This is a genomic window from Paraburkholderia sp., from assembly GCF_049581445.1.
Classification (GTDB): Bacteria; Pseudomonadota; Gammaproteobacteria; order Burkholderiales; family Burkholderiaceae; genus Paraburkholderia.
On record NZ_JBAURZ010000096.1, the window covers coordinates 1 to 14,427 of the forward strand.

Here is a 14,427-nt window from a genome sequence, read left to right on the forward strand (position 1 = left end):
GCGCTGCGGCGATCAGCGCGCAGCACGCCTGGGTGCGCTGGTTGCCGAACGACCTGCCCGCCGCCGGTTACGTGACCCTCGTCAACTCGAGCGACAAGCCGATCGACCTCACCGACATCTCAAGCGACGACTACGAAGGCGCCATGCTGCATCAGACCGTTTCGAACGGCTCGACCCAGCAGATGGTGATGGTCGACAAGCTGACGGTCCCCGCACACGGCCAGGTAGCGATCGCGCCGGGCGGTTATCACGTGATGCTGGAACACCCGCAGCACAAGATCGCACCCGGCGATACGGTGCATCTGAAGCTGAAGTTTTCCGACGGCGAAACGCTGGATACGCCGTTTGCCGTAAAGTCTCCCGCGCAAGCGAACTAACGCAACGAGTGCAGCGTGATCAACCTGCTCTACTGGCTCGATCCATGGGAGCCGTCGCCGACTGTCGTGATCGTGATGTCGATCACGGCCATCCTCTTCCTGCGCGGCGCGCGCAAAGCGAAGGTGTCGATCGCCCGGCGCGTCTCATTCTGGTTCGGGCTCGTGGCGCTCTACATCGCGCTGCATACGCGGCTCGACTATTTCTTCGAGCATGAGTTTTTCATGCATCGTGCACAGCATCTGGTGTTGCATCATCTCGGGCCATTTTTCATTGCGCTGTCGTACCCTGGCGCCGCGTTGCGCGCCGGCATTCCGTTCACCTGGCGGCAACGCTTCGTGAGGCCCGCGTTGCAGGCGGCGCCCGTGCGCATCGCGCTGGACGTGCTGATGCATCCCGTCGTGGCCTGCGGCCTGTTTGTCGGGCTGATCTATTTCTGGCTGCTCTCGCCAATCCATTTCGTGGCGATGCTCGACTGGCGGCTGTATCGGGTGATGAACTGGAGCATGGTCATCGATGGCCTGATGTTCTGGTGGCTCGTGCTCGACACGCGTCCCGCGCCGCCCGCACGGCTGTCGCCCGGCCGACGCGTCCTCGTTGTGATCGCCGCGATTCCGCCGCAGATCTTGCTGGGCGCATTCATCTTCTTCACGTCGCACGAGCTGTATTCGGTCTACTCCATTTGCGGACGTGCGTTCACGTGGTTGAGCCCAATGCGCGACCAGCAGATCGGTGGCCTGCTGCTATGGATTCCCGGTTCGATGATGAGCGTCATCGGCGCGCTGATCGCAATGCGCCACTGGATGCGGCTATCGGCGCGCGGACGCTTGCGCGATAAACGGTCTCAAGCACACGCCCAAGCCGCCGCCAGGACCGCAGAAGCCGCCCGCAAGGCGCAAACAGCGGGTCGCCTCAACGCGTGATCAAGAGGCGCCAGGTGTCTGGGTGTGATGAGTGTCAGGCGGCGCGCATCCAGACGTGCGGGATGCCGTCTTCGTCGTGAATCTCAGAGATCGGCGCAAAGCCGAATGCACCGTAGAACGTCTGTAGATGCGCCTGGGCATGCAGTCGCATGGGCGTGCCCGGCCATTGCCTGGCAATGTGCTCAACTGCGCGCTCAAGCATCTTGTTGCCGAGCCCCACGCCACGAAAATCCGCCGTGGTGAGCACGCGGCCAATGCGAATGTCGGTATCGTTCTCGTCGGGCAACAACACCCGTAGATAGCCGGCCAGTTTTGCCCGGCCCTCACCGCTGCCGAAGGCGAACAGATGCCACGCGTCGGTGTCGAGACCGTCAATATCACCGTACACGCAGTTCTGCTCCACCACGAACACCTGACTACGGGCGGCCAGCATAGCGTAGACCTCGGCGGGCGTGAGGTCATCGAAGGCTTTCCAGCGCCACTCTATGGGCGGATGCTGTGTGGTGTCGGACTGCGGGGGCTGGTTCATGGCAAGACGCATCGGAAGAAGCTCGCCCGAGGGGGCGGCGATTGCAGAATTATGCCGCGAATGCCTTGCACGGGGATAGCAGCCCCGGCAATAGCAGCAAGCGCGGCACTCGTGATACCGCGCACCGCGGTGCTATGGTGGTTTGTGCGTGGCACGAGACCGCGACGCCAGCGCATGACCCGACAGCCCCGGCTCAACCGCCCAACGAAACCGGCTCGACGGGATGTCCCAAACATTCGACCAGGCTTCCTTCGCCCGCCAAATGAAGCGCTCCGACGACCACCAGCGTCCGTTCCTGGCTGCCCAGCGCGCGACGGATGTGCGGCGCCCAGGCGCGATTGCGTCCGTCGAGGAGCGCGCTGCGAATGCCAGGCAGGCTGAACATCGGCGATTGGGCTGCAATCCGATAGACGGCTTCGGTATCGCGTCGCAGCCATGCCTCCTGCATGTGGTCCAGCGTGCGCTGCGGTTCGGTGAGATCGGCAAGCAGCAGTTCGAGCCCGGTGCTTACAGTTGCCAATGGAATCGACTCGAGCGAAGCCGCGACTTCGGCGCCGGTCTCCAGATAGCGGTGTGGCTTCGATTGCGCCGCGGCCTCCCTGAGCATGCGCGGCTCGACGCCTTCGACCACTCGCTGGCAAAGCGTCGGCGCCACCATGAGCGCGGCCCACGGCCTCAGTTCGCTGAGCGGCGCCAACGGACCGGCGCTGGGCCACGACGGGTCAAGCCTGCGCCACACGTCGACGGGCAAATCGTGTTCGAGGGATGTGCCTGACTCTCTCTTCAGAAATGGCAAGATCGCCAACGCGTCGGATTCGAAGACCAGTGTCTCCGACCAGTCGAAGGCCTGCGATACCCAGTCAGGCATCCGCGGACTGCTCGCCGGGAAGAGATGCATCGAGCCGAGCAGCCTGACGTTGGTGCCGATGAGTTGGAGGTACATGGATGAGAATGGACTGTCGAGGAATGTTGCAAGAATGGCCGACAGTATTTCATAAGCAACCGCGCGCCGCGCCGATTGCCGCCGGCAACGCTGGCTTGTGCGACGGTGTGATATCTGGCGGAGGGCGTGATTTGGAGCGGAGATTCACGCGTGCGTGAGGGCCAAGATGGCCCCGGACGCTTTTAACCGCTCGGAATACAACCGGACACCGAACGCGCGACTGAAAAAAGAAAAGCCCCGACAAGTCGGGGCTTTTCTTTGACTGCTGGAGGCGCGAGCCGGAGTCGAACCGGCCTAAACGGCTTTGCAGGCCGCTGCATAACCGCTTTGCTATCGCGCCGTAAGCGGACTGCGGAACCGTCGCAACAGTTGAATGTTGCGTGGACAGCGGGTTCGCAGATTTGTTCGATGGCCGGTTGGTCCACCAAACAAAAAGGGAAGCGTTGCTTCCCCGAATGTCTGGAGCGGGAGACGAGGCTCGAACTCGCGACCTCAACCTTGGCAAGGTTGCGCTCTACCAACTGAGCTACTCCCGCATGGTGCTGCACTACAACGTTTTGCTACCGCGCTACTTCTTGACTACACCACACAAAACGCCGCTTCAAATCTGGAGCGGGAGACGAGGCTCGAACTCGCGACCTCAACCTTGGCAAGGTTGCGCTCTACCAACTGAGCTACTCCCGCGTTTTGCTGCTTCTTCGCGGCTCGTTACTACTCCACCGCACCCCGCTGCGTAGAACTGCGTGCACCGGAGAAACGAGATTATGTAGAAAGCACCGAAACGTGTCAACCCCTTTCACGCAGGTCTTTTTCGGGACAATTTCCGCTCAAACGATTCCGCCCCGTTCACGAATCTGCGGCCATGCGAGCTTCATGTAATAGAGCATCGACCAGATGGTCAGGAACGCCGCCAGCAGAATGAGCCAGATGCCCCACACGCGCGTGTCGATCGCAAAACCGGGCGCAAGCGGCAACGGGCCGTAGAACAGCAGCATCGGAATCGCGACCATCTGGCACACGGTTTTGAATTTGCCCAGCGAGTTCACTGCGACGCTTTTCGACGCGCCGATCTGCGCCATCCATTCGCGCAGGGCCGAAATGGCAATTTCGCGGCCGACGATGACCAGCGCAATCGCCGAATCAATGCGTGCCAGTTGCACCAGCACGAGCAGCGCGGCCGTCACCATCAGCTTGTCGGCAACCGGGTCGAGAAACGCGCCGAATGCGGAGGTCTGATTCCACTTGCGGGCCAGATAGCCGTCGAACCAGTCCGTCAACGCGGCCAGGATAAACACCGTCGCGGCCGCCAGATTGCGGTGCATGGGGCTCATCATCATGTCAGGCAAATAAAACACGCCGACGACGAGCGGAATCAGCACGATCCGCAGCCACGTCAGGAAAATCGGAAAATTAAACGGCATGGGCAGGCGCAGCGTCTGACAAGGGAGATGCAATTGTGCCGTGTCATAAGGCCTGCCACAAGCAAGCCGCCGCCAAACAGGCGGCAAGGGGCGGCAGGCGGCCCGCGGACAGACTGCCACGTGGGCAGTACGGCGTCCTTGATGCTGCCCGCGCCGCGTCAACCGCTTGCCACGAGGCAAGCCGGACGCGAAGCTAGCGCGCCGCCCTCTGTGCCGTCATCAATGCAGTTGCCGGTAGATCTGTTCTGCCAGCGCCTGCGAAATTCCCTCGACACTCGCCAGATCTTCAATGCTCGCCGCCACCACACCGCGCAGCCCGCCGAACCGCGCGAGCAGGCGTTGACGCCGCTTCGCGCCCACGCCTTCGAGTTCTTCGAGGCGCGAGGTCTGACGCGTTTTGGCACGCTTTGCACGCATGCCGGTGATCGCAAAGCGGTGCGCTTCGTCACGAATTTGCGCGACCAGCATCAAAGCCGCGCTCTCCTTGCCGAGTTCGAGCGGCGCCCGGCCATCCGCGAAGATCAAGGTTTCGAGCCCGACCTTGCGCCCCTCACCCTTCGCGACGCCGACCAGCATCCCGCAATCGAGACCCACTTCAGTGAATACCTGGCGCGCAATCTCGACCTGCCCTTTGCCCCCATCGATCAACACAATGTTCGGCAGGATTTCGCCAGCGGCCGGCTCGGGGGCTTCTATCGTGTCCGCACCCGTTGCGGCAAGAGTGGGATCGGCAGCCTGCTCGACGGCTTCTTCGGCGGCGTTGGCTGCAGCCTGCGCCACCATCTTTTCATAGCGGCGCGTGAGCACCTGGCGCATGGCCGCGTAATCGTCCCCCGGCGTGATGCCCGTGATGTTGTAGCGCCGGTATTCCGACGACTGCATCTTGTGATGGTGATACACCACGCACGACGCCTGCGTTGCCTCGCCCATGGTGTGACTGATGTCGAAGCATTCGATCCGCAAATGCGCGAGATCGTCGCACTCGAGGCCCAGCGTGTCCGCGAGCACGCGTGTGCGCGATTGCTGCGAACCCTGCTCGGACAGCAGCCGCGCCAGCGCGAGCCGTGCATTCTGCTCGGCCATGCCAAGCCACGCACGCTTCTGGCCTTGCGGCTGGCGCAACAAGCTGACCTTGTGGCCGGCCTGCTCGATCAGCAGATCCACCAGTTCGCGACTGGCCGGCGCATGACTCACGACCAGCACCGGCGGCACACGATTGCCCAGGTAATGTTGTGCGATGAACGCCTCCAACACCTCGGACTCGATGCCGTTCGCGCGTCGGCGTGAGACCTTGCTGGAGCCTTCTGTTTTTGCATTCCCGGCGGTTTGATCCTCCAACGAGGTATCGACGTCTTCCGTGGCGTCGGCTATCTCATCCGTCTCGTTGAGCGTTTCGCCAGTCTCGTCTGCATCATCGGATTCAGGCGGCAAAGCCTCCGCGATTATCAGCGCGTCCAATCCATCGTCGTCCGCCGCCGAGTTCTCTGCCGGCATCGCCGACGCTTCGTCACGCGCCGCGCGCAAGCCCTGCTCAACCACGGCCGTGAGCGCGCCCGCTGCATCTTCCTCGTCAAGGCCGCCCTCGTCGATCGTCAACGCGCTTTCGACGTGCGCCGGGAAATACGCCTTGTCGCCCAGATGCCGTCCGCCACGCACCATCGCCAGATTCACACACACGCGACCGCCCAGCGCGACTACCGCGAGAATGTCCACGTCGCTTTCGCTGCCCACTTCGATCGCCTGCTGATGAAGCACCGTCGACAATGAGCTCATCTGGTTACGCACCGCCGCGGCCTGCTCGAATTTGAGCTCCGCCGCGAATGCATGCATCTTCTCTTCGAGTTCCTTCATCACCTCGCTCTGCCGCCCGAGCAGGAAACGCGACGCGTTGGCGACATCACGCGCGTAATCCTCTTGGCTGATCGCACCGACGCACGGCGCCGTGCAACGCCCAATCTGATGTAGCAGACATGGTCGCGTGCGGTTGTTGAACACCGAGTCTTCGCAGGTTCTCAACTGGAACACGCGCTGCAGAATCTGAATGCTTTCGCGCACCGCCCATGCACTTGGGAATGGCCCGAAGTACTGGTTTTTGCGGTCTACTGAACCACGGTAGTACGCCATGCGCGGGAACGTATGCCCCGTCAGCTTGAGATACGGGTACGACTTGTCGTCACGAAAGAGGATGTTGTAGCGCGGCGCCAGCGCCTTGATCAGGTTATTTTCGAGCAGCAGCGCCTCGGCCTCCGAACGCGTGACTGTCGTCTCGATGCGCGCAATGCGCGTCACCATCATCGCGATGCGCGGCGAGAGCAGCGTCTTCGTGAAGTAACTCGAGACGCGCTTTTTCAGGTCGCGTGCCTTGCCCACGTACAGCACGGCGCCCTGCCCGTCGTAGTAACGGTAGACGCCAGGCAGATGCGGCAACTGGGCGAGCACTTTTTTGGGCTCGAAGGGATCTGGAACTTCGGAGTCGGTCATGCAGGATCGGGCTGAGCACCGCGTCTGGATTCACGCGGAGACTGGACTGAGTGCTTTAGAATCGCCAGTTTAGAACATTCCGTACGCGTCCGAGCCCCGGACGCCGTCCAACATGTCCTCCGCGCGCCCTCCTGCCCCGTCAGCCCCTCCTGCTCCGTCGACCGCGCCGGTGTCTGCCGCGCTCACGCCATCGCCCTCGTCAGCCAGCACGGCGATCGCGGCCGACCTGTTTTGCGCCGTGATCGACAACTTTGGCGATATCGGCGTGTGCTGGCGGCTCGCCCGCCAACTGGCGAGCGAACACGGCTGGCAGGTGCGCATTTTCGTCGACGATCTACACGCCTTCCAGAAACTCTGCCCCACGCTTGCGCTCGATCGCAGCCGCCAGGCCGTGAGCGGCATTGTCATCGAACACTGGCGCGAGCCGTCTCGCGCGGGCGCGACGCTGGAAGTGGCCGATGTCGTCATTGAGGCGTTCGGATGCGAGTTGCCGCACGCGTACGTCGCGGCCATGGCACGCCGTGAACAGAAGCCCGTCTGGCTGAATCTCGAGTATCTGAGCGCTGAAGACTGGGTCGCGGACTTTCATCTGCGTCGCTCGCCCCATCCGCGTCACGCGCTGACCAAAACGTTTTTCTTTCCCGGCCTCGGTGCGGGGACCGGCGGTGTAGTCAAGGAACGTCACCTCGACGCCGCGCGCGCCGCCTTCGAGGCATCTCCGCCAATGCGCGACGCCTGGTGGCGTCAGGCCACCGGCGCAAGCGCGCCCGGCGCGGACGCAACGGTCGTATCGCTGTTTGCCTACGAGAATCCCGCTGTCGATAGTCTGCTCGAACAGTGGCGCGACGCCGCCGCCCCAGTCGTGCTGCTCGTGCCCGAAGGACGCATTTCAGGTGCACTCGCGCGGTTTTTCGGCTTACCGTCATTCGGTGCCGGTTCGCATGCCGAGCGGGGCAACCTGCGCGCCCACGCGTTGGCGTTCACGGACCAGCCCGGTTATGACGCGCTTCTCTGGGCCAGCCACGTCAATTTCGTGCGCGGCGAGGATTCGTTCGTACGAGCGCAATGGGCCGCACGCCCATTCGTCTGGCACATCTACCCACAAGCCGATGACGCCCATCTGCCGAAGCTCGATGCCGCCCTCGAACACTACGGTCGCCATCTGCCCGCCGACGCCCGCAGGGCGCTCGCGGGCTTCTGGCATGCATGGAACGGCGCCGGCCAGCCGGATTGGGCAGATTTTCAGCGCCATCGGAAGGTTCTCGAACGCCGCGCAACGGATTGGGCGCAGGAACTCGCGACACTCGGCGACCTCGCCGGAAATCTGGCCGATTTCGCAAAAAGTCAGTTAAAATAAGCGGTTATCCAACGGCCGACGACGCAAGCGCGGCACGATGGCGGCGGCAAACCCGGCGGCTAATGTTGCAGCGGCAGTTACAGCAGCGGCTGCACCGGGAGTTGCACCCAAGGTTCAATCCACGGTGCGGCTTCGGTGAAAGCGGGTGCATCGCAGGCATCGGCGCCACTCGTGTACACGCCCGGTAAGGGTAAAAGCAGTTATCGGAAGGTGACGGGCCGCTTGCGCCGTATGCCGTTGAGCACAGTTGAAGCTATTTATTTCGTACAGGACAGTTTTATGAAGACCGCACAGGAACTCCGCACCGGCAACGTCGTAATGATCGGCGCAGACGCGATGGTCGTGCAAAGGGCCGAATACAACAAATCGGGCCGTAACTCCGCCGTCGTCAAGATGAAGTTCAAGAACCTGCTGACCGGCGCAGGCATGGAAACGGTGTATAAGGCCGACGACAAATTCGACGTTGTCCAGCTCGACCGCAAAGAAGTGACGTACTCGTACTTCGCTGATCCGATGTACGTGTTCATGGACGCCGACTACAACCAGTTCGAAGTCGAAGCCGAAATGATGGGCGACGCCCTGAACTACCTCGAAGACGGCATGACTTGCGAAGTCGTGTTCTACAACGAGAAGGCCATCTCGGTCGAGCTGCCCACCACGTTGGTCCGTGAAATCATCTACACGGAACCCGCTATCAAGGGCGACACGTCGTCGGGCAAGGTCCTGAAGAACGCCAAGCTGAACACCGGCTTCGAACTGCAAGTGCCGCTGTTCTGCAATATCGGCGACAAGATCGAAATCGACACCCGCACGCACGAGTACCGCAGCCGCGCGTAAGCGCTGCAACCCGGCGGATCGCCAGATCTGCCTACCCCGCACTCCGCAATCCTTGCGGGTCCGGCGGTCAAATAAAAAGCGCCCTCTTTTGGGCGCTTTTTCTTTTTTTCACGACCGTGTATGGTGAAGGAAAACTTTACCGGTGGTGTTCTCATTTTTGCCATCCCCGTTGCATCACGATTCCCGGGGAGCCCCACCAACCCCTTGATAAATTTAAGTAATCGCTGATGGCACATTCTCTGCTTCAGTCAAGGAAACGGCCTTTGCAGGCTTTTTCTTCTTTTCATCACGGAGATGTGCCATGAACAACGATATCGCAGAAGGCAAGTGGAAGCAGATGATCGGAAGGGCCAAGACGGCGTGGGGCGAACTGACCGACGACGAACTGACGAAGGCCGAAGGCCGTGTCGACAAGCTCGCGGGTCTGATTCAGGAACGCTACGGCAAAACCCGCGAGGAGGCCGAGCGCGAAGTGCGCCACTTCTTTGAGACAACACGACACTGAGTGTAAGGGAATGCATCACGCGCTCAACGGCCCGCACCAGGCGTTTTGTGGCCTGCCGGGCCGGCCCTGCGGTGAGCGCGTTGTGATGCCCAGGCATGCGTGCCCGGCGCTCGCGCAATAAATCTGCGTTGCGTGAGTCCGCGGCACATCGCTTGCGCGTCGCTCTCTGCTGCAAGACAGAGTGCAAAAGACAGAACCACTGGAACCGATGAAACCGACTGCCGTTTCGCCCGCAAGCATCCGCCGCCGACTGCCAGCTTCATGCTGGAGGCCGGTGTTGACATGCCCCTGCCCGGTGCGGTGTTCCTTCAGGAACACGGTCAGCCGCCGAACCTCAGCCTCGCGCCCCAGCACCGGCGCGCAGCGCGGGGTCCCGTCCACCTGAAAAAATACGCCCGCCACCATGCCACACGCCCTGATTGTCGAAGATGATCCCAATAGCCTGTCTGGACTATCCGCGATCCTCGCCGCCGATGGTTTCTCCGTCGACACCGCGACAACCCTCGCCGAAGCGCGGACCGCGCTGACGCGATTCATTCCCGATGTCGTGCTGGTCGATTTGAACCTGCCCGATGGCAGCGGCCTCGATCTACTCCAGCATCTGCCCACACAACCGCCTGGCGGCGCATTGCCGGTCATCGTGATGACCGGCAATGCTACTGTCGAAAGTGCGATTGAAGGTCTGCGGCATGGCATCTGGGACTACCTGCTCAAGCCCGTTAACATTCCGCGCTTGCGCAGTCTGCTGGCCCGTATTCCGCGTCCGTACGAGCTCACCGAGGAAGTGCAGACGTTGCGCGCCACGCTGCGGCAACTCGGCCGTTTCGGACCCATGCTCGGCAGAAGCGGCGCGATCCAGCATGTGTACGACATGATCGAACATACCGCGCCGACCGAAGCCGCCGTCCTGATCTCCGGCGACGCCGGCACGGGCAAGGAAGTCACCGCTCGCACGATCCACGAGATGAGCCGCCGCCGCAAAGGGCCGTTCGTCATGTTCGATTGCCGCACAGCGGCAATCCTCGGAGGCAACGGTTCGCTCGACAGCGTGTTGTTTGGGCATGAACGCGGCGCATTCAACGGCGCCGAGCAGCGTGAACAGGGCCTGTTTGAGCAGGCAAGCGGCGGCACACTCTTTATTGATGAAATCGCCGAATTGCCGCGTCCCCAGCAGGAAGCGTTGTTGCGCGCGCTAGATTCGCAGACTTTCATGCGCGTGGGTGGGATGCACCAGGTGGTGACCGATTTCCGCCTGATCGCGTCGACGCGCAAGGCGCCGCGCGCTGCGGTCGCCGATGGCAGCCTGCATGCGGACCTCGCGCTACGGCTCGAAGCAGCCGCCGTGGCGTTGCCGCCGCTGCACGAGCGTGGCGAAGACGCCGCGCTCTTTGCGCAAGCCATGGTCGACGAACTCAATCGCGAAGCGAGCGCACACGGCGCGGTCGATGCAACCAAGCAGATCGGACCGAATTTCCTGCGCGAATGTCTCTCGTATGAATGGCCGGGCAACGTACGCGAATTGCAGGATCGCGTGCGGCGCGCGTATCAGGCATCGGGCGACGTGATCGAATCGCTGCGTGCCGACGAATCCGGCTCGGGAGGCGGTCGCGATCTGAATGGCAGCCGGGTCCAGGTGACGGTAGGTACGCCGCTCGCGGACGTCGAGGAAATGTTGATCCGCGCGACGCTCGATGCGGTCGGCGGCACGCGGCACCGCGCCGCGTCGCTACTAGGGATCAGTCCGAAGACGCTGTATAACAAACTGCAGCGCATGCGGTTGAACTGATCACTGCAGTGCAACGCATCACCGGGTTTTGGTGGTGCGGCGGCGGAAATGACAAGGGCGGCGCCTCGGCGCCGCCCTTGTCATTTGCTGCGAGGCAGACCGACACGTTCAGCGCTGAGTCATCGCATCAACGGATTTATCCGGCAAAGGCACTGCGCAACAGCGCTTGCGCCTGCAGATATTCCGGCTCCGCCACCAGCTTGCTCCACTTCAATGGCTTGCCACGCGGACGCATCCGCTTGATGCGCTGCTGCGATTCCTTCGACGGCGTGAAGCGCAACGCGTCAAGCACCTTTTCGGCTTCGGCCGGCTGGTTGCAGATCAGCACCATGTCACAGCCCGCCTCAAGGGCCGCGCTCGCGGCTTCGGTCAGCGTGCCGCCCTGGCGCGCGGCTTCCATCGACAGGTCATCGCTGAAGATCGCGCCCGTGAAGCGCAGCTTGTTGCGTAGCACCTCTTGCAGCCAAACCCGGGAAAATCCCGCCGGTTTGGCGTCCACTTGCGGATAGATCACATGCGCCGGAATCACCGACGCGAGCGACAGGCCCAGCCAGTCATACGGCGCTACATCGTCGCGCAGAATGACATCGAGCGGCCGTTCGTCGACCGGCACTGCGACGTGCGAGTCCGCCTGCGCAAAGCCGTGCCCAGGGAAATGTTTGCCGCAGTTCGCCATGCCGGCGAGCGCGAGGCCATGATTCAGGCTTTTCGCGAGCATCGCGACCACGCGCGGATCGCCGTGGAACGCACGGTCGCCAATCACCTGCGACTGCCCGTAGTTCAGATCGAGCACCGGCGTAAAGCTCATGTCGATTCCACATGCGCGCAATTCGGTGGCGAGGATATAGCCCACGGCCGTGGTGACCTTGGTTGCGTGCAATACGTCCGAGTCCCACAGCGCGCCGAGTTTGCCCATGGCGGGCAGGACGGTGAAGCCATCGGTACGAAAGCGCTGCACGCGGCCGCCTTCGTGATCGACCGCGATCAGCAGATCCTCGCGAATCTCGCGGATCGCATCGGTCAACGCAACCAGTTGAGCGCGGTTCTCGTAGTGGCGCGCGAACAGGATCACGCCGCCGGTCATCGGATGCTCGAGTCGGCGTGTGTCGTCATCGGTCAAGGTTTTGCCGACCACGTCGAGCATCACGGGTCCGGGATTGATTTTCATCGGATTTCACTGGAAAAAAGAGGATGCGGCGCACCAGCGCCGCATTGAGAAATTCAGGGGGAAAGGGGTTCTACTGGACGATCCACTGCAGGCGCTGCCGAGTCTGCCGTTTCCGCGATCACGAACGACACGGCGTAGTCGCGTTCGTCGCTGATCGTCACCTGCGCCGTAATGCCGCGCGCTTCGAGCCATTCGGCCAGTTCACCCGAGGCAACCACCATTGGCTTGCCGCTTGGCTCGTTAAGCGTCTGCAGTGCACGCCATGTCATCGGCCAACGCATGCCGAGGCCAATCGCTTTGGAGAAAGCTTCTTTCGCCGAGAACCGCGTAGCAAGAAACGCCAGCCCACGCGCGGCCGACCTGGCATGGCGAGCGTGATAGATGCGCAGTTCATCCGCGCCCAGCACTTTCTCTGCAAATCGCCCGTTAGTGCGCGTCATGACTGCTGCCACGCGACTGACCTGAACGATGTCCGTGCCAATGCCGTAGATTGCCATGCGTGTGAAGTGTCCTCTTGATGTCTTTACGTCTGCTCGTGACTGCGCTTCTCTAACGTCAGGCGCGCGCAGCGAGACGCGCGGCGACCATGATCGCCTTCATCTCGCGCACGGCGTTATCCCAGCCGGCAAAGATCGCATGTGCGACGATCGCGTGGCCAATATTCAACTCGACGATGCCGTCAATCGCCGCGATCTGCTGCACGTTGGTGTAGTGCAAACCGTGGCCTGCATTCACCTTGATGCCAAGCGATACGCCCAGTTCCACACCACGCACCACGCGCTCGAATTCGCGCTGCTGCTCTGCGGGGTCATGGGCTTCGGCGTAGCGGCCGGTATGCAATTCGATCACCGGAGCGCCTGCCTCATGTGCGGCGCGGATCTGCGTTTCGTCGGGATCAATGAAGAGCGACACGCGCGAACCGGCGTCAGCCAACTGCTTGCACGCGGCACGCACGGCTTCGAACTGGCCAGCAACATCGAGGCCCCCTTCAGTCGTCAACTCCGCTCGCTTTTCGGGCACGAGACACGTGTCGTGTGGCTGGACTTCGCAGGCAATGTCGAGCATCTCCTGCGTCACCGCACATTCGAGATTCATTCGCGTCTTGAGCAAAGGACGCAGCTTGCGCACATCGGCATCGACGATATGGCGGCGGTCTTCGCGCAAGTGCAGCGTGATGGCGTCGGCGCCAGCGTCTTCGGCGTCGAGCGCCGCGCGGATCGGGTCAGGGTACGACGTGCCGCGCACGTTGCGCAGCGTAGCGACGTGATCGATATTCACGCCCAGGTCGATAACAGTCGGCGAGGTAAGAAAGAAGCTCATAAGTTCTGCAAGTCGATCAGAATCTGGCGCGTCGCGAGCGGCGTGCCGCCAAGGTAGGTGTTAAGCAGAAAGCGCATCAGCGTCTTGCTTTGCGCCACGGTCTGCGGACGATGGTAATCGTCCGCTTCCATATCGAGCAAGGTCTGTCCGGCAATCACGGGCCACTGCGCGGGCAGATCATCCGACGCTTCACGCACGCCGCGCTCGGGATCGAACACATAACGACCTTCGGGCTGCACGGATTTACGCGCGACCGTCCGGTTGAGCGCCATCGCATAACCGGTCTCGCGCAACAGCACGCGTTCAAACGAACGCAGCACCTGTACGGCCGGTTCGTCATGCGCGAGGCGCGCCAATGTGACGACATAGTGCTGGAACAACTGCGGATGCGGATCTTCGCGTCCGCAGAACTTGACCAGCAGTTCGTTGACATAGAAGCCGCATAGCAGCGCGTCTCCCGCCAGCGGCAGCATGCCGCCTACCCATTCGGCGCCGGTCAATGTGCGTACTTCGGACTTGCCGGACCACGACAGAGCGAGCGGCTGAAAGGTTTGCAGCACTCCGCGCAGGGCCGAGTGCGGGCGTTTGGCACCCTTGGCGACCAACGCCAGGCGGCCATGATCGCGCGTCAGCACGTCGATGATCAGACTGGTCTCGCGATGCGGATAGCTATGCAGCACGAAGGCCGGCTGCTCGGTCACCTTGTAGTCGGAGCCAGTGCTGCGCGTCGTCCGACGCGGCGGCGACTTGCGGGCTTCGCCGGTGGCCGGAGCGCCCTCAGC

The 14,427-nt window shown here is 62.3% G+C and carries 14 protein-coding genes and 3 tRNA genes; 6 read left to right on the plus strand and 11 right to left on the minus strand.

Going from position 1 to position 14,427, the window contains the following annotated elements:
- Positions 1 to 377: copper chaperone PCu(A)C (locus tag WCA85_RS08635; RefSeq protein WP_424062890.1), on the plus strand; the 377-nt coding region annotated here is incomplete at its 5' end.
- Positions 378 to 395: 18 nt separating this feature from the next.
- Positions 396 to 1,298, plus strand: a complete 903-nt coding sequence (locus WCA85_RS08640; protein ID WP_424062914.1) for a cytochrome c oxidase assembly protein — start codon at positions 396 to 398, stop codon at positions 1,296 to 1,298.
- Positions 1,299 to 1,332: 34 nt separating this feature from the next.
- Here the strand turns inward: WCA85_RS08640 and WCA85_RS08645 are convergent, their stop codons facing one another.
- The 7 genes from WCA85_RS08645 to uvrC form a co-directional block, all read right to left on the minus strand.
- Positions 1,333 to 1,827, minus strand: a complete 495-nt coding sequence (locus WCA85_RS08645; RefSeq protein ID WP_424062892.1) for a GNAT family N-acetyltransferase — start codon at positions 1,825 to 1,827, stop codon at positions 1,333 to 1,335.
- Positions 1,828 to 2,020: 193 nt separating this feature from the next.
- The gene (locus tag WCA85_RS08650; RefSeq protein WP_424062894.1) at positions 2,021 to 2,770 is read right to left on the minus strand and encodes a TraB/GumN family protein; all 750 of its coding nucleotides are present in this window, start codon (positions 2,768 to 2,770) and stop codon (positions 2,021 to 2,023) included.
- A gap of 266 nt (positions 2,771 to 3,036) precedes the next feature.
- A tRNA-Cys gene (locus WCA85_RS08655) sits at positions 3,037 to 3,110 on the minus strand.
- Between the two features lie 120 nt (positions 3,111 to 3,230).
- Positions 3,231 to 3,306: transfer RNA gene (locus WCA85_RS08660), tRNA-Gly, on the minus strand.
- Between the two features lie 72 nt (positions 3,307 to 3,378).
- Positions 3,379 to 3,454, minus strand: a tRNA-Gly gene (locus WCA85_RS08665).
- A 143-nt stretch (positions 3,455 to 3,597) separates the two neighbouring features.
- Positions 3,598 to 4,191 carry a CDP-diacylglycerol--glycerol-3-phosphate 3-phosphatidyltransferase gene (gene pgsA, locus WCA85_RS08670; RefSeq protein ID WP_424062895.1) on the minus strand — a complete coding sequence of 198 codons (594 nt, stop codon included), beginning with the start codon at positions 4,189 to 4,191 and terminating at the stop codon, positions 3,598 to 3,600.
- 219 nt (positions 4,192 to 4,410) lie between these two features.
- Entirely contained in the window at positions 4,411 to 6,672 is a 2,262-nt protein-coding gene (gene uvrC, locus WCA85_RS08675; RefSeq protein WP_424062897.1) for an excinuclease ABC subunit UvrC, read from the minus strand.
- A gap of 112 nt (positions 6,673 to 6,784) precedes the next feature.
- On the opposite strand from uvrC, the gene earP reads away from it, so the two are divergent.
- The 4 genes from earP (at position 6,785) to WCA85_RS08695 (ending at position 11,157) form a co-directional block, all read left to right on the plus strand.
- Positions 6,785 to 8,029 carry an elongation factor P maturation arginine rhamnosyltransferase EarP gene (earP, locus tag WCA85_RS08680; RefSeq protein ID WP_424062899.1) on the plus strand — a complete coding sequence of 415 codons (1,245 nt, stop codon included), beginning with the start codon at positions 6,785 to 6,787 and terminating at the stop codon, positions 8,027 to 8,029.
- A 279-nt stretch (positions 8,030 to 8,308) separates the two neighbouring features.
- A complete protein-coding gene (gene efp, locus WCA85_RS08685) occupies positions 8,309 to 8,866 on the plus strand; it encodes an elongation factor P (protein ID WP_424062901.1) in 558 nt (185 codons plus the stop codon).
- Between the two features lie 301 nt (positions 8,867 to 9,167).
- Positions 9,168 to 9,371, plus strand: a complete 204-nt coding sequence (locus WCA85_RS08690) for a CsbD family protein (protein WP_424062903.1) — start codon at positions 9,168 to 9,170, stop codon at positions 9,369 to 9,371.
- A gap of 403 nt (positions 9,372 to 9,774) precedes the next feature.
- Positions 9,775 to 11,157: a sigma-54-dependent transcriptional regulator gene (locus WCA85_RS08695; protein ID WP_424062905.1), complete on the plus strand. Its 1,383-nt coding sequence runs from the start codon at positions 9,775 to 9,777 to the stop codon at positions 11,155 to 11,157.
- A 136-nt stretch (positions 11,158 to 11,293) separates the two neighbouring features.
- On the opposite strand, the gene nagZ is transcribed toward WCA85_RS08695, so the two are convergent.
- From nagZ to recO, 4 genes are all read right to left on the minus strand, one after another.
- Positions 11,294 to 12,325 carry a beta-N-acetylhexosaminidase gene (gene nagZ, locus WCA85_RS08700; RefSeq protein ID WP_424062907.1) on the minus strand — a complete coding sequence of 344 codons (1,032 nt, stop codon included), beginning with the start codon at positions 12,323 to 12,325 and terminating at the stop codon, positions 11,294 to 11,296.
- A gap of 53 nt (positions 12,326 to 12,378) precedes the next feature.
- Entirely contained in the window at positions 12,379 to 12,822 is a 444-nt protein-coding gene (gene acpS, locus WCA85_RS08705; RefSeq protein WP_424062908.1) for a holo-ACP synthase, read from the minus strand.
- A 58-nt stretch (positions 12,823 to 12,880) separates the two neighbouring features.
- Positions 12,881 to 13,645 carry a pyridoxine 5'-phosphate synthase gene (gene pdxJ, locus WCA85_RS08710; protein WP_424062910.1) on the minus strand — a complete coding sequence of 255 codons (765 nt, stop codon included), beginning with the start codon at positions 13,643 to 13,645 and terminating at the stop codon, positions 12,881 to 12,883.
- Positions 13,642 to 14,427, minus strand: a 786-nt coding sequence (gene recO, locus WCA85_RS08715) for a DNA repair protein RecO (protein WP_424062912.1), incomplete at its 5' end; no start/stop codon positions are given. The genes pdxJ and recO, both read right to left, overlap by 4 nt.